The sequence below is a fragment of the Halorussus halophilus genome (assembly GCF_008831545.1).
Taxonomy (GTDB): Archaea; Halobacteriota; Halobacteria; order Halobacteriales; family Haladaptataceae; genus Halorussus; species Halorussus halophilus.
Genome location: NZ_CP044523.1, coordinates 3,494,970 through 3,513,770, shown reverse-complemented (window position 1 = coordinate 3,513,770; position 18,801 = coordinate 3,494,970). Strand labels below are relative to the sequence as shown.

Genomic DNA, 18,801 nt, shown 5'->3' with positions numbered 1-18,801 from the left:
CAGTCCCGTCGCCCAATCACTCCTTACTGCCGAACGTCAGCACGTCCCGCGGATTCGCGTAGTACACCCACGCGAGACCGAGACCGAATAGCGCGACCAGCAGCACGAGAAGGTCTTCGAGACCGAACGTGAGTCCATCTGCGAGCGCTACGTAACCCAACGCGAGCGCGAACGTCACCCAGACGATGGCGAGGCGGCGGCGTTTCGTCTCGTTCATAGCGGTCGTTGGTCCATCACCGAGTTGAATCTTCGTACTCCCATTCACGATACTTCCACGCGAGTGTCTGACAAGCTCCCGACAGCATTTTTGCCGGGGCGGAACTCATCCGACTCGTGCCAGACGACTCGAACAACTCTGAGCAATCGAACGATTCGAAACCACGAACGCAGGTGTTCAACGGCGTCGCCGTCCCGACGGTCGAACCCGAGGAAGGAATCGACTACTTTCCGGAGTACGAGGACGGGACGAGTTCGGCACTCCGCCGTCGAGTTCGACCCGGCGACGACGTGGTGGTCGTCGGTGGCGGGCGAGGTATCACGACCGTCTCGGCGGCGCGTGCGACGGGACCCGAGGGCAGCGTGACGACGTACGAGGCGAACGCCGAGATGCTCCAGACGCTCCAGCGGACAATTCTCGCCAACCGAGTGACGGACCGGGTGACGCTGGAACACGCCGCAGTCGGGCCCGTACAGGAGGGGTCGAAGGAGACGTTCGGACCACCGGACGGGGACCGGCGCGACCCGAGCGCGATTCCGGACTGTGACGTACTGGAACTGGACTGCGAGGGAAGCGAAGTCGAGGTTCTGCAGAACCTCGAAGCCCGCCCTCGGGTCGTCGTGGTCGAGACCCACGAGCCAATCGGGGTCCCGTCTGCGGACTCCGAGGCCGCACTCGAAGCGATGGGGTATCGCATCGAGAACTGCGTGGACGCCGGAGCGAACGACGAGTTGGAAGTCCTGACCGCCGTTCGAGCGGAGTAGTCAGTCGAGGACGCCCCAGAATCGGTCTCGTTCTTCTCGTTCGCCGCTCTCTTCCTGCTCTCCTCGCTCTCCGTCTGCACCTTCGACCGGCGAAACGTCGAATCCGAGCGCCTCGTAGAACGGTCGTACGTCCGCGTCGAACTCAGCGGTGAGTTGGCCTTCGCGCTCGGCCGCTCGCCCGACGAGCGCGGTGCCGACGCCCTGCGCGCGGCGAGCGCGGCGGACGGCCACGGCGTCGATGTAGGCGGCGTCTTCGCCGGATTTGGGAACGAGTACGAGCGCGCCGAGAATCGACTCGCCTTCCTCGGCGACCAGCACGTCTCCCGAGTCGATACACTCGGACAGGTCCTCGCGCACCTCCAGCATCGCGGCGTCGAGGACGCGGCGAACGTCGAGCGCGTCGTCGTCGGTTGCTTCGCGGACCTGCATTCTTTTGTTCGGTTTCAGAGTCCGCGGTCGTCGCCGAGCAGGGTGTCGAGGCGTTGGAGTACCTCGTCTACTGTCGGCCTGTCGTCCGGTTTCTCGCCGCGGTGGATGCTCCACAGTTGGAGGCCGTCTCGGGCGTCGAGGATGGCGACTTCGGGGAGTCTTCCGAGAAGGTCGTGGAGACTACCGAGTTTGCCCCAGCGCGTCGGTTGCCCGTACTGCTCGGCGACCGCTTTGTCTTCGTCGGCGACCAGCGGAAACGGGAGGTGAAGCTTCTTCTGCCACTTGTTGGCGCGTTTCTCGGATTCAGGAAGCACCGAGACGACGACTGTGTCTCGGTCACGGAACTCGCCGTAGCGGTCGGCGAGAGTTTGGGCCTGCTCTTTGCAGTCGCCGCTGCGGTAGTCGCGCTGGAAGAACAGCACGACTGCGTCGTGGTCGGTAGCGAATTCCGAGAGTCGGAGCGGGTCGGGACCAGTGCCCGCGTTCGGCAGTTCGAAGTCGGTCTCCGTGACGCCGAGTTCCCAACCGCCAGTCGTTCCGCGCCCACCGCTTCTGCCACTCACACCGCTCCCCCCTTGATGAGTCGCAGGACTTTCACGTGGTCGGTCTCGACCGGTTGGTCTTCGGGGACTGGGCGACCATCGACCATGACGGACACCTCGTGGGGACTGAGGTCCACTTCCCGAAGGAGGTCCGCGTAGGTCGCGTCTTCGACTTCGAGGTCGTAGCTCTCCTCGCCGACGACCTCGACGGTGACGTGCATGGTGCGAAAATTTGCCCGCGCGGGCCGTAAGCGTGTCGTTGGCTGGTAGCGCTATCGCGCCGTGTCAGTGCTACTCGCTGGCGTCGCGGTGGTCCCGCGACGAGAGGCGCGTCGTCCCCGATACCGGTCACGGAGGTTCAGCGCCAATGCGCCGAACCCGAGCAGGAGGACGACGAACTGGACCAATCCGCCGAGTATCGGAATCTGGGTGAGGACCGCGACGAGGAAGACGCCGCCGACGAGCGCGAGCCATCGATTGTCGGTGTCGGCCAGCGAGAGCAACCACGTGCCGACGGAGTACGCGCCGTAGATGCCCGCGAGCCAGAGCAGGAGGAAGTAAACTAAGATGCCGGTCAGCGACAGCGGGATACCGATGACAGTGAGCGCGATAAGGAAGAGGGCGATAGGGATGGCGACGAACAGCAGTAGGCCGACGCCCGCCGAGCGCAGTGGGTCGTCGCTGGCCTTTCCGGCGACCTCCCGGGAGAACGTCGGGAAGATTAGCAACAGCACCGCGCCGAGAAGGAGGTTGACCAGCAGGCCGTAGACGAAGCCGAACCAGCCGGGCAAGACCGGCGCCTGCGGGCCGATGGTGAGGTCGTCGCTCTGGCTGACCTGCCCTCCGATGCTCGCTCCCTCTGCTTGGGTCAGTTCGCCGTCGTAGGTGAGGTCGCCGTCGATGGTCGCGGTGGGTCCAACGGTGATGGTTCCGGCACCGATTGTGGCGTCACCGCCGACTTGCCCGTCGACGATGACGTTGCCCGCCGCGGTTTCCAGCGCACCGCCGATGCGGCCGTCGTCGGCCAGCACGACGTTCCCGCCGAAGGCGCCCACGTCGCCGTTCACCGTGCCGTTGATTCGGACGTTGCCGGAGAAGGCTTCGAGGTTGCCGTTCACTTGGCCGTCGATGAAGACGTTGCCGGTGAACGCGCTCACGTCGCCTTCGACCGTTCCGCGGACGATAAGCGTCCCGCCGAACGCGGTGAGGTCCTCGGTTATCGTCTCGCCCTCTTCGACGACTATCGTGCCCCCCGAACGTTGCTCGGCCGCGACCGGTGCTGGAATCGCCGCGAGCGACACGAACGCCGCGAGTAGTACTGCGAAAACTGCGGTTCGAGTGCGCCGTCTCATAGGCGCGGTCACGACAACGTAGCGGATAGTAATTGAGTCGTTGCTCGTCTCGGACGGGGTTAAGCGCGACCTGCGACCGACCGACGAGGGCGAGGGAGGCGGTTCTCGCAGAAGTTAAGAGCGGCTAGTCCCTCGTGGACATCATGAGCGAGGCCGACAACGTCTCCGAAGAGGAGACGGCCGGACGCGGGGAAATCTGGATCGAGAAGTACCGACCGCAGGAACTAGACGACGTGGTCGGCCACGAGGACATCGTCAGTCGCCTCGCGCGCTACGTCGAGCGCAACGACCTGCCCAACCTGCTCTTTTCGGGGCCAGCGGGCGTGGGGAAGACGACCTGTGCGGTGGCAATCGCCAAGGAACTGTACGGCGACGACTGGGAGACGAACTTCCTCGAACTGAACGCCTCCGACCAGCGCGGCATCGACGTGGTTCGGGACCGCATCAAGAACTTCGCGCGGTCGAGTTTCGGCGGTCACGACTACCGAATCATCTTCTTGGACGAGGCCGACTCTCTCACGTCGGACGCACAGTCTGCGCTCCGCCGGACGATGGAGCAGTTCTCGAACAACACGCGGTTCATCCTCTCGTGTAACTACTCCAGTAAAATCATCGACCCGATTCAGTCGCGGTGTGCGACGTTCCGCTTCCGACCTATCGAGAGCGAAGCAGTTGCCACGCAGATTCAGAAGATCGCCGAAGCGGAGGACATCGAAACGACGGAAGACGGCATCGACGCGCTCGTCTACGCCGCCGACGGCGACATGCGCAAGGCCATCAACGCTCTGCAAGCCGCCGCGGTGATGGACGAGGTTGTAGACGAGGAAGCAGTCTACACCATCACGGCCACTGCTCGGCCAGAGGACATCGAGGAGATGGTCGGCCACGCAATCGACGGCGATTTCAGCAAGGCCCGCTCGATTCTGGACGACCTGTTGACCGACAAGGGGATGGCTGGCGGCGATATCATCGACCAACTCCACCGGTCGGTCTGGGAGTTCGACTTGGACGAGGCCGACGCGGTTCGCCTGATGGACAAAATCGGCGAGGTCGATTATCGAATCAGCGAGGGTGCGAACGAGCGCGTGCAGTTGGAAGCGTTGTTGGCGTCGTTGTCGCTTGGGGAGTAGCGAGACTCGTACGACCGCAGGGAGTACGGGTCTCGATGTGGAGCGGTGAAACCGCGGAACGATAGCGAGACGCGCCGAGCGTTAGCGAGGCGGGTCTCGAAACGGAGCGACGGAGTCGCGGAGTAGGCGAGGTTTGAGCGGGCGGTGCGGAGAGTGAAAACCTCGAAACAACGAGCGGGGAGCCGCGAGAGTTCACAGAACTCTCGCAACGCGACCCGCGAGTAAGCGAGACGCGTACGACCGTAGGGAGTACGGGTCTCGAAACGGGGCGAAACGCAGACGGAGTTAGTTCTCGACTTACACCCCGGAAACCGCACGTTTCAGCGGCTATCAGGCGGATCGAACCGTTCGTAACGCTCCGTCTAGACGACCGACAGTGCCGCAAACGCCGTGCTCACGGTGAAAGTGCGTCATACCCTCACGAACAGTTCGAAACGGCCGCCCCGCTTATGTATCGGGTCGATGTAGTCGAAGGCGAGAGCATGGGACGTTATCCAAGAAAGTCACGAGCCGCACGCGTGAAGTGCATCGAGTGCAACGCCCCCGTCGTCGAGACCGTAGACGGAGAGTACGCGTGCGTGAGTTGCGGGAACGCGCCACTAAGTGCGCGCTCGGAGCGACCGAACGCGTCGGTCGAAGTCGCAGACGCTACCGCCGACGACTGAGACGAACGTCGATTTTCCGAGGAAGGGGTTTTTGCCAGTCGTTCGCCAATCAGTGGGTATGAGCGACCGCGTTAGCGCGGAGTACGAGCAGGCGACCCACGGCCACGGACCAGCGATTCGGGCCGAGTCGTTGACGAAGCAGTACGGCGACGCGACTGCCGTCAGTGACCTCTCTATCTCGGTCGAACGCGGCGACGTGTTCGGCTTCCTCGGCCCGAATGGCGCGGGCAAGACCACCACGATGCGGATGCTGACGACGCTGACGACGCCGAGCAACGGCGAGGCGTGGGTGGCCGGTGAGTCGGTGGAAAATCGTGATGCAGTGGTCGGCCGACTCGGCTATCTGCCGGAGACGCCGCCGATTCACGAGGAGTTGACCGCGCGCGAGCAACTGTCCTACGTCGCCGGATTGCGGGACCTCGACGCACACGAGCGAATCGAGACGCTACTTTCACGATTCGACCTCGCGGCCGACGCCGACGACCGCATCTCGACGTACTCGAAGGGGATGAAACAGAAGACCGCGCTGATTCAGGCAGTGTTGCACGAGCCGGAGGTTCTCTTTTTGGACGAGCCGACCTCGGGACTCGACCCGCGGGCGGCCCGCACAGTTCGTGACCTCGTCTCCGAACTCTCCGAGGAGGGGATGACCGTCTTCCTCTCGACACACATTCTTCCGGTCGTGGAGGAACTGGCAGACACTGTCGGCGTTCTCCACGACGGCCGCCTCGTCGCGGAGGGCGCGCCTGCCGAGTTGACGCGCCGGGCGGAATCGGGCGAGGAGACGACGCTCGAATCCGTGTTCCTCGACGTGACGAGCGAGGACCCCTCGGAGCGAGAACAGTCGGAGCAGATTCGATGAAGCGGCCGAACTTCGATCACGCGGCCCGAATCGCCCGCGTCGAGGTGATTCGAGGCGTTCGCGCGATTCGAGGGAGTGGCACCAGGACCGTCGCGATGGGGTTCGCGCTGCTGTTCTGGACCGTCATCCCGACGCTCGTCGGCGGGTTCGCCGCGTATAGCCTCGGGCAGGCACTGCCGGACGCGCCGTTCGAGGTATTGTCGGCGATTCGAGGCGGGGCGGCTGTCTGGTGGGTCGGCGTGGCGGTGTTGGTCACCGCCCGAACAGCGGGCAAGCGCGGCGAACTCGACCATCCGGAAGGGATTCTCACGACGGTTCCGGCACGCGACGCCGCTCTCGGCCTGTTGCTGGCGGAGTACGGCCGAATCGTGCTCGTCGCTTCGGTGCCCGTAATAGCGATTACTGTCGCGCTCGTGGCTGGAAGCGGTGTTTTCCTGTCGCTTCTCGTCGTCCCCGCGACGGCCATATTGGTATTTGCCTTGGCGACGGCCGTCGGCTTTCTCGGCGGCGTCGCCGTCAAGTGGGTGACGATTCGGACGCCGTGGTTGGCAAAACATCGGACCGCACTGTTCGCGGTGGCGTTCTTCGCGTATATGTTCGCCATCGTCTCGAACACCTTCGGCGACGTGGTGGCGCTACTCTCGGGCGCGCTCCGAGGCACGCCGCTGGCCTGGTTCGGTGACGCAGTGTTGCTCGGTCTGCCGGGCATCGAGGCTAATCCGACCTACGCAGTCGCCGCAGTTGCGATGACTGTCGTCCTGCTCGTCGTCGTCGGGAGTCTGAGCGTCCGCGCGACGGTCACGCTGTGGTACACCGACCGGGCGCAGACCACGGTAGACGACGATGCGGTGAGAGAAGAGACGGAGACGACGGAGCGCAATCACCGCGAGCGTGACAGTTACAGCGGCGAAACGCGTAGTAGCGGCGAGACCAGCGCAGTCGCCCGCGCGCTCTCGTCTGTGGTCTCCCGGCCGACGCTGACCGTGACGCGCGGTGCGTGGCGGCGCGCGAAACGCTCGCCCATCAAACTGCTGTACGTCGCGTATCCACTCTTCTTCCTCTACGGCCCGCTCCGGACGGCGTTCGAGACTGGCGTCGTGCCGAAGTCGCTCCCGCCGCTGGTCGCGCTCTACGGCGCGTGGGCCGCTGGCGCGACGGTGCTGAATCCACTCGGCGACGAAGGGGCCGTGTTGCCGACGACGCTCCTCTCCGGCGTCAGTGGACGAGAGTTCGTTGCCGGGCACGTCCTCTCGGCCGCGCTCGTCGGCGTGCCTGTCGTGGCGACGATGACGACTGTGGTGGGAGTCGTGAGTTCGCTGGCGCTCGGCCAGTCGCTGTTGTTGGGCGTGCTGAGTGCGCTGTTCGTCGTGGCTGGCACGGTACTGGCTATCGGTGTCGGCACGCTGTTCCCCCGGTTCAGCACCGTCGAAGTGTTCCAGAGCCGCGAGGTCGTCATGCCGAGCAAGGGCGCGTTCGTGGCCTACTCGCTGGTGCTGTTCGGCGGTGCGGCCGGTGCAGTGGTCGCGCTCGTTCCCGCGTACGCCTCGGTCGGCGCGACAATGATTGGTGCGCTGGCCAGCGCGCTCGCGTCCAGCACGTCGGCGAACGCGATTTCCGCAGGCGCGGCACAAGTGGTCGGTGGCGTCGTCGCGGTACTGGTCGGACTGGTCGGTCCGACGGTCGCCTACCGCTACGCGAGTCGGCAGTTCGAGACGTACGTCGTCGAGTAGCGAGCGTCGTTCGTCGTCGAGTTGTTCGAGACGTTCGCCGCCGGATTTAGGCGGGGCGGAGTCGGGGAGCGTACCACGGTTGCGGAACTGTTTTACGCTCTCGTTGGCGAAATACGAACAATATGAGTGAACTCGAAGAGGAGTACCGCCTCGATTATTTCGAGGAGAACGACTTCGTTCGTAAGGAGTGCTCCGAGTGTGGCGCGCACTTCTGGACGCGCGACCACGACCGCGAAACCTGTGGCGAACCGCCCTGTGAGACCTACCAGTTTATCGACGACCCCGGCTTCCCCGAGTCCTACACGCTCGAAGAGATGCGCGAGGCGTTCCTCTCCTTCTTCGAGGAGAACGACCACGAGCGTATCGAACCCTATCCTGTTGCGGCGAACCGCTGGCGAGACGACGTGCTTCTCACGCAGGCTTCTATCTACGACTTTCAGCCGCTCGTCACGTCGGGCCAGACCCCGCCGCCCGCGAACCCGCTCACTATCTCTCAGCCCTGCATCCGAATGCAGGACATCGACAACGTCGGCAAGACCGGACGGCACACGATGGCCTTCGAGATGATGGCCCACCACGCGTTCAACGCCCGTGAGGAAGTCGGCGACGAGTACGCCTACTCGGGTGAAGTTTACTGGAAAGACGAGACGGTCCAGTACTGCGACGAGTTCTTCGAGTCGATGGGCGCGAATCTGGACGAAATCGTCTACATCGAGGACCCGTGGGTCGGCGGCGGCAACGCCGGACCCGCTATCGAAGTCATCTACAAGGGCGCGGAGCTCGCGACGCTGGTCTTCATGTCGATGGAGCAGGACCCCGACGGCGAGTACGAGATGAAGGACGGCAACCGGTACTCCAAGATGGACACCTACATCGTGGACACCGGCTACGGACTCGAACGCTGGACGTGGATGTCCCAAGGCACGCCGACCGTCTACGAGGCGGTGTATCCGGACATGATTGCCTTCCTGAAGGACAATGCGGGCATCGACCTCTCCGAGGAGGAAGAACAACTCGTCCACCGCGCTTCGAAGCTCGCGGGCCACATGGACATCGACGAGGCCGAGGACATGGAGGCCGCCCGCGACAACATTGCCGACCAGTTGGACGTGCCCACGACGCGACTCGTGGAACTGCTCGAACCGCTCGAAGACATCTACGCCATCGCGGACCACTGCCGGACGCTGGCGTACATGTTCGGCGACGGCATCGTCCCGAGCAACGTCGGCACGGGCTACCTCGCCCGGATGGTCCTCCGGCGCACGAAGCGCCTCTGTGACAACGTCGGCGTGGACGCTCCGCTGGACGAACTGGTTGACATGCAGGCCGAACGCCTCGACTACCAGAATCGCGATACAATTCGAGACATCGTCCGCACCGAGGGCGAAAAGTACCGCGAGACGCTCGAACAAGGCGGCCGAAAGGTCCAGCGACTCGCCAAGGAACACGCCGAGAAGGGTGAACCGATTCCGACCGAGGAGTTGGTCGAACTGTACGACAGCCACGGCATCCAACCGGACATGGTCGAAGAAATCGCCGAGGACTTCGGTGCGAAAGTCGAGGTGCCCGACGACTTCTACAGCGTGGTCGCCTCGCGCCACGACTCCGGGCAAGCCTTCGAAGAAGAGCAAGACGAGGACGACCGACTCGCCGACCTCCCGAAGACCGAACGCCAGTACTACGAAGACCAACTCGGTACGGACTTCGAAGCGGTCGTCCTCGACGTGTTCGAGCGCGACGGAGACGGCGAAGGCGAACCCGTCTACGACATCGTCCTCGACCAGACGATGTTCTACCCCGAAGGCGGTGGCCAACCGGCCGACCACGGGACGTTGACGACCGACGACAAGAGCGTACAGGTCGAAGACACGCAGATAGAGGACGGCGTCATCCTCCACCGCACGGACGAAGAAATCGACAAGGGCGACATCGTGCGGGGTCAAATCGACGTGGAGCGCCGCCGACGCCTGATGCGCCACCACACGGCGACGCACGTCGTCATCCACGCCGCGCGACAGGTACTCGGCGAACACGTCCGACAGGCCGGTGCGCAGAAGGGCGTCGATAGTTCACGCATCGACGTACGCCACTACGACCGCATCGACCGCGAGACGAAGAACGAAATCGAACTCGTAGCGAACGAACTCGTCATGGAGAACACGACGGTCCAACAGGAGTGGCCGAACCGCCACGAGGCCGAAGAGGAGTACGGCTTCGACCTGTATCAGGGTGGTATCCCGCCGGGAACGAACATCCGCCTCATCCACGTCGCCGAGGACGTGCAGGCCTGCGGTGGCACCCACGTTCGACGAACTGGCGACATCGGAACTATCAAAATACTGAACACCGAGCGCGTGCAGGACGGCGTCGAACGCCTGACCTTCGCCGCTGGCGACGCCGCCATCGAAGCGACCCAGCGAACAGAGACGGCGCTCGCCGACGCGGCGGAGATTCTGGACGTGTCCACCGAAGAAGTTCCCGAAACGGCCGAACGCTTCTTCGAGGAGTGGAAGGCCCGTGGCAAGCAGATCGACGACTTGAAAGAACAACTCGCGGAGGCCCGCGCCAGCGGCGGCGGGAGCGGCGAAGAGGTCGAACTCGGCGACGTGACCGCAGTCGTTCAGCGAATCGACGCCGACATGGAGGAACTGCGCGCGACTGCCAATGCGCTCGCTGAGGAAGGCAAAGTCGCAGTACTGGGTAGTGGTGCCGACGGTGCGACCTTCGTCGTCGCGGTACCGGACGGCGTCGAAGTGAACGCTGGCGCAGTCGTCTCCGAACTGGCCGGAAAGGTCGGTGGCGGCGGCGGTGGCCCGGCCGACTTCGCGCAGGGTGGCGGACCCGACGGAAGTAAGCTTGACGAGGCGCTCGAAGACGCGCCGGACGTGCTGAAGCAGGTCAAAAACGCGTAGGCTTCGTCGCCCTCTTTTTTGCGGGCCGTAACTAGACACACGAATAGCGTCAGGAGTGGTGCGTTCACCAGAGTTTAAGAGCCATAGACTTACTCTCTTTCGAGTAATCTCACACGAACCTCCGGCGATAATCGCCAACACTGATTACGATGGCCTGTGTTGGTCTCGTCGTATGAGCTTCGACGAGATGGACGTAGACACCATCTGGATGGACGGCGAGTTCGTCGATTGGGACGACGCGAACATTCACGTCCTGACCCACGGCCTGCACTACGGTACCGGCGTCTTCGAAGGCGTCCGTTGCTACGACACCGAGAACGGTCCGGCTATCTTCCGCTGGGAGGAACACCTCGACCGACTGTACGAGTCGTGCAAACCGTACGACCTCGAAATCCAGCACGACCCCGAGGAACTGACCGAGGCGACGAAGGAACTCATCCGTCGCCAAGACCTCGGCGGTTGTTACATCCGGCCCATCGCCTACTACGGCTACGATAGCCTCGGCGTGAGTCCGGGCGACTGTCCGACCGAGACGACCATCGCCGCGTGGCCGTGGGGCGCGTACCTCGGCGAGGACGCCCTCGAAAACGGCGTCGAAGTGATGGTCTCCTCGTGGCGCAAGCACTCTTCGAGCCAGATTCCGACCAACGCGAAGACGACCGGCCTGTACGTCAACAGCCTGCTCGCTGGCGAGGAAGCCCGCCGCAACGGCTTCGTAGAGGCAATCGTCCTCAACAAAGAGGGCAACGTCGCCGAAGGCCCCGGCGAGAACATCTTCCTCGTTCGCGACGACGAGATTTACACGCCCGGCCTCGCCGAGAGCATCCTCGACGGCATCACCCGAGACACCGTCATCACGCTCGCCGAAGAGATGGGCTACACGGTCCACGACGACGCGACCATCTCCCGTGGCGAACTCAACACCGCCGACGAACTGTTCTTCACTGGCTCTGCCGCGGAAGTCACCCCGATTCGGCAGGTGGACAACGTCGAAATCGGCAACGGGTCGCGCGGTCCCGTCACCGAAGAGATTCAGACCGCCTTCTTCGACCTCGTGGAGCGGCGCACCGACGACCACGAAGAGTGGTTCGAGTACGTCGAGGAATAGACCGCATCACCCCGAATTTCGGTGCGGTTTCGTTTTCTCACTATTCTGCGACCAGACCCGCCACTCGCAACGTAGCTGTCGTTCCGCCATCCTCGCCAGTCTCGAAGGACACCTCGCCGCCGAGCGAAGCGACGCTCCACTTGACGACCCACAGACCGAGGCCGCTCCCGTGTTCGAGGGCAGTCTCCTGTCCTTTGTCGAGGACCGCGAGTTCGTGGTCGGGGATTCCCGGCCCGTCGTCGCGGAGTTCGAACGTCGCGGTAGAGTCTTCGTGGTCGGTTTCGACCAGTTCCACCTCGACCTGCGAGTCCCCACTCCCGCCGCCGTGTTCGAGCGCGTTCTCCAGCAAGTTGTCGAAGACGCCCCGGAGGAGTCGGCGACTCGCACGCACTTGTAGCTCCTTGGGAACGTGATTGTCGATGTGACTCTCGCCATCCTTTTCCTTCCTTCCGTCTGCTCCACCTTCTCCGCCTGCGCCCTCCAAGTCGGACGCAATCTCGTCGATCAGGTCGCGGACACCGATTACTTCGGGCGGCACCTCGTCGGTGCGCATCGCTTGGTCGATGGTCTGGGCCTTCTCGCCCAACTCGATGAGTCCGTTCGTCTTCGACTCCGCAGTGGCGAGCAACCCCCCAATCTCGTCGTCGTTCACGCGCTGGCCTGCAATTTCAAGGTAGCCCTGCACGACGTTCAGGTCGTTGCGCAAGTTGTGCCGGAGGACGCGGTTGAGGACCGCGAGACGTTGCTCGCGCCGTTTCTCAGCCGTGACGTCCTGAAACGCGACGGTGTAGCCGACGTGGTTCCCGCCGGAATCCTCGATGGACGACGTGTTTATCGCGTACTCGCGGTGTTCGTTCCCGGCCGTAATCGTCACCGTCTGGTCGTCCGCGTCGAGGTCGATATCCTCGAAGAACGCGTCGAACGTCCGGCCGAGGACCTGCTGAGAACCGATGCCGAACAGTCGCCGGACTTTCTCGTTGAGGTTGATGATGCGCCGGTCGTCGTCCACGACGACGACGGGACTGCCGAGGTCGTCTAGGGCCGCGCGTTCGCCCGCACGCCGTGCCGCTGGCGTCAACTCGAACATGTCGCGCCGGAAGAACGCGTACGTGTCCAGCGCGAGGTGGAGCGGGAAGACGAGCGTCGTCAGGTGCAGTTGGGGCACCGGGCCGAGTTTGAACAACCAGACGAGAATCGCCAGCACCACGGGGAGCGGCGAGAGCGCGACGGCGACGGTTTGAGCGCGATACAGCGGCCCGTAGCTGAGGAACGTTTCCAGCAGCAGGAAGATGGCCGCCGAGACCAGCAGGAAGATGGTGCCCAGATTCAGGAACAGCCACGGTTGGTGGCTGTAGAGGACGGTCGCCGACCCGAAGACGGGGGCGACGTTGTAGTTACTCCACGCGACGTGATGCCACGGATTCGTCACGACGAGTGCGGTGTGGACCGTCTGGAGAGCGACGAGCAGGCCGAACTCCCGCGACCGGACGAGACGCCCGCGACCGGTGTACTCCAACGCGAACGCCAGAAAGAAGACACCGATGAAGTTGATGCCGACCCAGATAGGTATCTCGAACAGTCGTCGGAGTGCCGGGTCGAAGACGAACAGCGCCGCGCCGTACGAGAGTGCCCAGAGAGCCTCGCAGGCGATGACACCGACGAAAAAGCGTGCGCCCGGAGTGTCCCGATACGACCAGAGATACCGAATGAGGAAGAGTGAGAGGACGCCCGAGAGGAGTGCTCCGAGCGCGGGTAACGGCACTGTCACGTATCGTGCGCGTTGAAACACTCCATTGGTATAACTCCCCTCGGTCGTGGTACGTGTGCTGGGTGAGAGTCACTGTGCGGCGAAATCGTGCGAGCGGTGTGCGGTCGTTGTCCCAGTGATGGTAGTCGTACCAGCACACCGAAGACGCTCGAAATCTGGCCGCGGCGCGGCCAGATTTCGCCGCGTCCGTTTTTTGATCGACATTTTTTGGCGGAGCGGTGCGTGAGGGCCTCCGGCCCTCAGCGCACTCGACGCGAAAAAAGGTCGCTGGGTTACTGCGACGGCGACTTGATCTCTTTCTCGTCCTGCACGTCGATAGGGATGCCCGAGTCGCCGGTGTCGCCGAACCCGGCACTGAGGATGCGCGTCAGTGCGTCCTCGACGGATTCGTCGGTCTCTTCGAACTCTTCGGGCTTGGCTTCGATGACGAATCCAGTGGTGATGTTCGGTGCAGTCGGCATGAAAAGCAGTTCGCGGCCGTCGTTGGTCTTCTTCCCCGTCTTGAACGCCGTCATCCGCATCCCGCCGAACGTGTTTATCTTGACGGGGGCTTGTAGGTCGCTGGTGTCCGAGAGCGCCGTTTCGGCGGCCATCTTCGAGGCGTTGTAGATGACCCGGAACCCCGGTACGCGGTTCATCACGCCGTCGATAGCGCCCTCGAAGAGCGACCCGACTGCGGTGCGCATCATGTACCCGACGCTCAACACGAGCATAGAGAAGACGACGATGATGAGCAAGACGCCATACGGAGCCTCGATTCCCTCGGGCAACGGTATCTTTGCGAGTTGCTGGTAGACCCAAGCGACGATGTAGAGCGTGACGAGTATCGGGAGGAGGACCACGAGACCACTGGCCGCGTCCCGTTTCCACGACGACATTTGTACGGTGTATCCCACCCCAGCATTATAAATTAGATGCTATCCGTCGGTGCGAGTCAGGAGAGAATCGCCCGCACCGCGAACAACAGGTTCTCCTTGCGCTCCATGATTCGTCGGTAGAAGTACGAGAGCCATTTGCCGCCGTAGGGGACGTACTGGTAGACTTCGTACTCCTCGGCCAACTCGTACTGAGCGTCCTCGCGCACGCCCATCAACATCTGAATCTCGAAGTCCGTGCCGTGCTCCTCGTGGAGTTCCTTCGCGTACTCTATCATCGCGGGGTCGTGACTGCCGACCGCGATGCCGCCGTCGAACTCCTCGAACATGAACTCCAGATACTCGCGGTAGGCCGCGTTGACCTCCTCTTTCTCCTTCAACGCGATTGACTCCGGTTCGTCGTAGGCACCCTTGACGAGTCGGACTTTCCCGGGCAAGTCTGCAAGTCGTTTCAGGTCTTCCTCGGTGCGCTTCAAATTCGCCTGTATGCAGACCCCGACGCCGCCCTCGTGCTTGCGAGTCAGTTCTTCGAAGGTGTCGAGAGTCGCGTCGGTCGTCTCGTGGTCCTCCATGTCTATCCAGACGAACACGTCTTTCTTCGCGGCGGCGTCGGTGATGCGCTCCATATTTTCCCGGAAGACGGTCGTTTCCACGTCGAGACCGACCTGCGAGGGCTTCACCGAGATGCAAGCCTCTGCCTCGGCGGTGTCGATATCCTCTAAGAGACGAACGTAGGCCTCCGCGTCCTCGTCCGCGGGGCCGCGCTCGTGGTAGTGCTCTCCGAGCAGGTTGAGAATCGCCTTGACGTTCCGGTCGTTGAGGTGCCGCGTGTGTTCGAGCGCCTCCGCTGGCGACTCGCCAGCGACGAACTTGCTGGCGATGGGGGGAATCATTGGTCGTTCTTTTTTCTACCCCGGACATTAAAAGGGACTATTTCCGCGAGCGAATACGGAGACGAATCGCCCGCCCTTAAGACCCCGTAGTTCGGGAACACTGACATGGATATCTTCGAGACGATTGTAGTCGCACTCTGGGCGATGCTCCCCGCCTACGTGCCGAACAACGCGGCGGTGTTGGCGGGCGGCGGCCGCCCTATCGACGGCGGACGCACGTGGGGTGGGCGGCGAGTGTTGGGCGACGGCAAGACGTGGCGCGGCACCGCGGTCGGCATCGCGGCGGGTGCAGTGCTGGCGGCAATTCTGAACGCGCTCGCACCAGTGGTCGTTCGAACCTCCGACATCGCTCTCCCGGAGTTCCCACTCGCCGCGATGTTCGCACTGCCTGCGGGAGCGATGCTAGGTGACATCGCGGCGTCGTTCATCAAGCGCCGGACGGGTCGCCAGCGGGGGGCGGCCTTCCCGCTCCTCGACCAGTTGGACTTCGTCGTGTTCGCGCTTCTGCTGACGTTGCTGGCCGCGCCTGCGTGGTTCGGCGACGTGTTCACCGTGCCGGTGTTGGTCGTCATCGTGGTCGTGACGCCACTGCTCCATCTGGTGACGAACGGCATCGCGTATCTGCTGGGGCTGAAGGACGAACCCTGGTAAGCCGACACCACCTTTTTTCGCTCGGGTGGCTCAGCGCGCGGAGCGCGCTGGCCACCTCTCGCACAAAAATCTGGACCAAAAAGGGACGCGACGAAATCTGTGCGCGTCGCGCACAGATTTCGCACGTCTTCGGTGCATTGAGACTTCTTCCGCACAGCATTCCGTTGCTTGCGCGCGCCGACCGCAGTTGCTCACTCGTACAAGAGTTGCTCCAGTTGCACCTGCCGGCGCTCCCAATCGAATGCCGGTTCGAGATTCGGGTCGGTGGCGAGATAGTCGATAGCCAGCAGTGGGTCTGTGCCCGCGCGCTCGACGCGCTCCAGTAGCGACTCGATTTCGGCACGGTGGAGCGTCAGCGAGTCGGCGAGCAGGCCGACTGCGAGCGCGAGCGTCGCGGCCGTCTCGTCGTCGTTCGGAAACGCGTCGCTAATCGTAGTGAAGTCCGGCAAGTCGTCTGGCGCGTCTTCGATTGGGTCGAGGGTGAGACAGCGCGTGCAGAGCGCGACGTGTGCCGAGTCGCCCCGGAGGAACTCGCGTAACTCCTCGGGAACTGTAAAGTCGAGTTGCTCGCCGCCGCATTCGGAGCAGGACATACCAGAGGGTAGAGCGGCAGGGAGAAAAACGTAGGTGAGAGAGAAACGTCCTCAGTCCGCAGTGACTGGTTCTTCCGCTTCGGCCGACTCGGCCTCGCGTTCGCGCTCTTCTTTCTCCTCTTCTTCCTTCTTGGACTTGATCTTCTTCAGGCGGAAGATCTCCTCGCGCTCCTGTTCTTCGAGTTTCTGCTCGATGTACTCTTTGTTCTCGTTGAGTTCGGGGAGGAGTTTGAACTCCAGCGCGTTGACGCGGCGCTTGGTCGTCTCGATTTCGGTCAGCATCTTCTTCATCGCCGTCTCGACCTCTGCGGCGAGGATGATGCTTTCGAGCAGTTCCTCGTAGGCCTCCGCGGCCTCGTCGATACGGGCGCTCGTTCCGAGAACGCCGTAGCCGCGCTCGTCCAGCGACTTCTGGACCTTGCTCGACTCGATCTGGGGTACGACGACGCCCATGATGTTCTTCGACTCGGTCGTGATTTCGGGGTGTTCCTTGAGTGCCGCGGCGGCTCCGCGCACTGCGACGTCACCTTCCATGGCGCGCGCCATGTTGATCTTCTGCTGGGCCTCCTCGTAGTTGTCCTCCAGGTCCGAGCGCACGTCCTGCGCCTGGTCGAGGATGTCCATGAACTCCATGATGAGCCCGTCTCGTTTCTGTTCAAGCGTGTCGTGTCCCCGCTCGGAGAGTTCGATGCGGTCCTCTATCTGCATCAAGTTCTTCCGAGTCGGTTTGACGTCCTTGGCCATCTTGAGGGGTGATAATAGCTCGACAGGGTTAACCTTTTACAGTCGTCGGCGTCGGCGCGGTACGAAACGACACGTTCCTACTGTCTCGTGGTGACAGCGTCGCGACTAGGTAGCGTGCTGAAAGAGAGAAAATCGAGAGCCTGAATCAGTCGTCCGCCGAGACTTCTGCGGCTGCTTCTTCTGGGTAGTACTCCTCGATGAACTCCTCGTCCACGCGGTTGAGTTCCTCCGTGGGGAGCATGCCGAGCAGTTCCCAACCGAGGTCGAGCGTCTCCTCGATGGAGCGGTCCGTCTCGAAGCCTTGGTCCACGAACTCCTCTTCGAAGCGGTCGGCGAAGTCGAGGTACTTGTTGTCACGTTCGCTCAGTGCTTCGCGGCCGACGATGTTCACGAGGTCGCGGAGGTCTTCACCTTCCGCGTACGCCGCGTACATCTGGTCGGAGACGTCGGCGTGGTCCTCGCGGGTGAGTCCCTCGCCGATACCGTCGTCCATCAGGCGTGAGAGGCTCGGCAGCACCTGAATCGGCGGGACGACGCCCTGCGAGTTGAGGTCGCGGTCCACGTAGATCTGACCCTCGGTGATGTATCCGGTCAGGTCCGGAATCGGGTGGGTGTCGTCGTCGCCCGGCATCGTGAGGATGGGAATCTGCGTGACAGACCCGTCACGGCCCTCGATACGACCCGCACGCTCGTAGAGTTGTGCGAGGTCGGTGTACATGTAACCGGGGTAGCCACGGCGACCCGGCACCTCTTCACGCGCGGCACCGATTTCACGCAGCGCCTCACAGTAGTTGGTCATGTCCGTCAGGATGACCAGCACGTGGTAGTCCTTCTCGAACGCGAGGTACTCCGCAGTGGTGAGTGCCATCCGCGGCGTGACCGTCCGCTCGACTGCGGGGTCGTCCGCGAGGTTCATGAAGACCACAGAGCGTTCGAGTGCGCCCGTGCGCTCGAAGTCCTGCATGAACTCGTTCGCCTCCTCCTGCGTGATGCCCATCGCGCCGAAGATGACTGCGAATTCGGAGCCTTCGTCGTCATCCGAGGCTTCGTCTTCTTCCGGCACCGTCGCCTGTCGCGCAATCTGGAGCGCGAGTTCGTTGTGCGGGAGACCGGACCCCGAGAAGATGGGGAGCTTCTGGCCGCGAACCAGCGTGTTCATGCCGTCGATGGCGGACACGCCGGTCTGAATGAACTCTTCGGGGTACTCGCGGGCGTACGGGTTGATTGCCGCGCCGACGATGTCGTGACGGTCGTCCGGGACGATTTCCGGACCGCCGTCGATAGGCTGGCCGGAACCGTCGAGGACGCGTCCGAGCAGGTCTTCGGTGACCGGCATCTTCATCGTCTCGCCGAGGAACCGAACCGAACTCTTCGTGTCGATACCCTCGGTGCCTTCGAACACCTGAATCGCGACGAGGCCTTTGCTCGATTCGAGTACCTGTCCGCGCTTGGTCTCGCCGTCTGGCGTCTCGATTTCGACGATTTCGTCGTAGCCAATCGGCTCGTCTACTTCGGCGAACACCAGCGGACCGCTGATTTCAGTGATAGTCTGGTATTCTTTCATTG

General features: G+C 63.0%; 19 protein-coding genes. 8 read left to right on the top strand and 11 right to left on the bottom strand.

What is annotated here, in order from left to right:
• Window positions 1–16: 16 nt before the first annotated feature.
• Window positions 17–217, bottom strand: a complete 201-nt coding sequence (locus F7R90_RS17405; RefSeq protein ID WP_158058658.1) for a hypothetical protein — start codon at window positions 215–217, stop codon at window positions 17–19.
• A gap of 116 nt (window positions 218–333) precedes the next feature.
• Here F7R90_RS17405 and F7R90_RS17400 point away from each other — a divergent pair, with 116 nt between their 5' ends.
• Window positions 334–981: a class I SAM-dependent methyltransferase gene (locus F7R90_RS17400; protein ID WP_158058657.1), complete on the top strand. Its 648-nt coding sequence runs from the start codon at window positions 334–336 to the stop codon at window positions 979–981.
• On the opposite strand, the gene F7R90_RS17395 is transcribed toward F7R90_RS17400, so the two are convergent.
• From F7R90_RS17395 to F7R90_RS17380, 4 genes are read right to left on the bottom strand one after another with little or no spacing between them, the layout of a single operon-like run.
• Window positions 982–1,410, bottom strand: a complete 429-nt coding sequence (locus F7R90_RS17395; protein WP_158058656.1) for a GNAT family N-acetyltransferase — start codon at window positions 1,408–1,410, stop codon at window positions 982–984.
• Window positions 1,411–1,424: 14 nt separating this feature from the next.
• Entirely contained in the window at window positions 1,425–1,973 is a 549-nt protein-coding gene (locus tag F7R90_RS17390; RefSeq protein ID WP_158058655.1) for a peroxiredoxin family protein, read from the bottom strand.
• Window positions 1,970–2,173 carry a ubiquitin-like small modifier protein SAMP2 gene (samp2, locus tag F7R90_RS17385; protein WP_158058654.1) on the bottom strand — a complete coding sequence of 68 codons (204 nt, stop codon included), beginning with the start codon at window positions 2,171–2,173 and terminating at the stop codon, window positions 1,970–1,972. The genes F7R90_RS17390 and samp2 overlap by 4 nt, the downstream gene beginning before the upstream one ends.
• A gap of 51 nt (window positions 2,174–2,224) precedes the next feature.
• Window positions 2,225–3,304, bottom strand: coding sequence for a polymer-forming cytoskeletal protein (locus tag F7R90_RS17380; RefSeq protein WP_158058653.1), 1,080 nt, complete (start codon window positions 3,302–3,304; stop codon window positions 2,225–2,227).
• Between the two features lie 143 nt (window positions 3,305–3,447).
• On the opposite strand from F7R90_RS17380, the gene F7R90_RS17375 reads away from it, so the two are divergent.
• The 6 genes from F7R90_RS17375 to F7R90_RS17350 all read left to right on the top strand — a co-directional run bounded on the left by F7R90_RS17375 (window position 3,448) and on the right by F7R90_RS17350 (window position 11,711).
• Window positions 3,448–4,434, top strand: a complete 987-nt coding sequence (locus tag F7R90_RS17375) for a replication factor C small subunit (RefSeq protein WP_158058652.1) — start codon at window positions 3,448–3,450, stop codon at window positions 4,432–4,434.
• A 518-nt stretch (window positions 4,435–4,952) separates the two neighbouring features.
• Window positions 4,953–5,099, top strand: a complete 147-nt coding sequence (locus F7R90_RS17370) for a hypothetical protein (RefSeq protein WP_225741210.1) — start codon at window positions 4,953–4,955, stop codon at window positions 5,097–5,099.
• 58 nt (window positions 5,100–5,157) lie between these two features.
• Window positions 5,158–5,961, top strand: coding sequence for an ABC transporter ATP-binding protein (locus tag F7R90_RS17365; RefSeq protein ID WP_158058650.1), 804 nt, complete (start codon window positions 5,158–5,160; stop codon window positions 5,959–5,961).
• Window positions 5,958–7,691: a hypothetical protein gene (locus F7R90_RS17360; protein ID WP_158058649.1), complete on the top strand. Its 1,734-nt coding sequence runs from the start codon at window positions 5,958–5,960 to the stop codon at window positions 7,689–7,691. The genes F7R90_RS17365 and F7R90_RS17360 overlap by 4 nt, the downstream gene beginning before the upstream one ends.
• 122 nt (window positions 7,692–7,813) lie before the next feature.
• Window positions 7,814–10,603 carry an alanine--tRNA ligase gene (gene alaS, locus F7R90_RS17355; protein WP_158058648.1) on the top strand — a complete coding sequence of 930 codons (2,790 nt, stop codon included), beginning with the start codon at window positions 7,814–7,816 and terminating at the stop codon, window positions 10,601–10,603.
• A 172-nt stretch (window positions 10,604–10,775) separates the two neighbouring features.
• Window positions 10,776–11,711: a branched-chain amino acid transaminase gene (locus F7R90_RS17350; RefSeq protein WP_158058647.1), complete on the top strand. Its 936-nt coding sequence runs from the start codon at window positions 10,776–10,778 to the stop codon at window positions 11,709–11,711.
• 40 nt (window positions 11,712–11,751) lie between these two features.
• Here the strand turns inward: F7R90_RS17350 and F7R90_RS17345 are convergent, their stop codons facing one another.
• The 3 genes from F7R90_RS17345 to F7R90_RS17335 form a co-directional block, all read right to left on the bottom strand.
• Entirely contained in the window at window positions 11,752–13,479 is a 1,728-nt protein-coding gene (locus F7R90_RS17345) for a histidine kinase N-terminal 7TM domain-containing protein (RefSeq protein WP_192498352.1), read from the bottom strand.
• Window positions 13,480–13,751: 272 nt separating this feature from the next.
• Window positions 13,752–14,357 (bottom strand): DUF502 domain-containing protein, encoded by a 606-nt coding sequence (locus F7R90_RS17340; protein WP_158058645.1) that lies wholly within the window; start codon window positions 14,355–14,357, stop codon window positions 13,752–13,754.
• A 56-nt stretch (window positions 14,358–14,413) separates the two neighbouring features.
• Window positions 14,414–15,247 (bottom strand): proline dehydrogenase family protein, encoded by an 834-nt coding sequence (locus F7R90_RS17335; RefSeq protein ID WP_158058644.1) that lies wholly within the window; start codon window positions 15,245–15,247, stop codon window positions 14,414–14,416.
• 105 nt (window positions 15,248–15,352) lie between these two features.
• On the opposite strand from F7R90_RS17335, the gene F7R90_RS17330 reads away from it, so the two are divergent.
• Entirely contained in the window at window positions 15,353–15,898 is a 546-nt protein-coding gene (locus F7R90_RS17330) for a CDP-2,3-bis-(O-geranylgeranyl)-sn-glycerol synthase (protein ID WP_158058643.1), read from the top strand.
• 191 nt (window positions 15,899–16,089) lie between these two features.
• On the opposite strand, the gene F7R90_RS17325 is transcribed toward F7R90_RS17330, so the two are convergent.
• From F7R90_RS17325 to F7R90_RS17315, 3 genes are all read right to left on the bottom strand, one after another.
• A complete protein-coding gene (locus F7R90_RS17325; protein WP_158058642.1) occupies window positions 16,090–16,491 on the bottom strand; it encodes a DUF6276 family protein in 402 nt (133 codons plus the stop codon).
• A gap of 51 nt (window positions 16,492–16,542) precedes the next feature.
• Window positions 16,543–17,235, bottom strand: coding sequence for a V-type ATP synthase subunit D (locus F7R90_RS17320; RefSeq protein WP_158058641.1), 693 nt, complete (start codon window positions 17,233–17,235; stop codon window positions 16,543–16,545).
• Between the two features lie 145 nt (window positions 17,236–17,380).
• Window positions 17,381–18,799, bottom strand: coding sequence for an ATP synthase subunit B (locus tag F7R90_RS17315; RefSeq protein WP_158058640.1), 1,419 nt, complete (start codon window positions 18,797–18,799; stop codon window positions 17,381–17,383).
• Window positions 18,800–18,801: the final 2 nt, after the last annotated feature.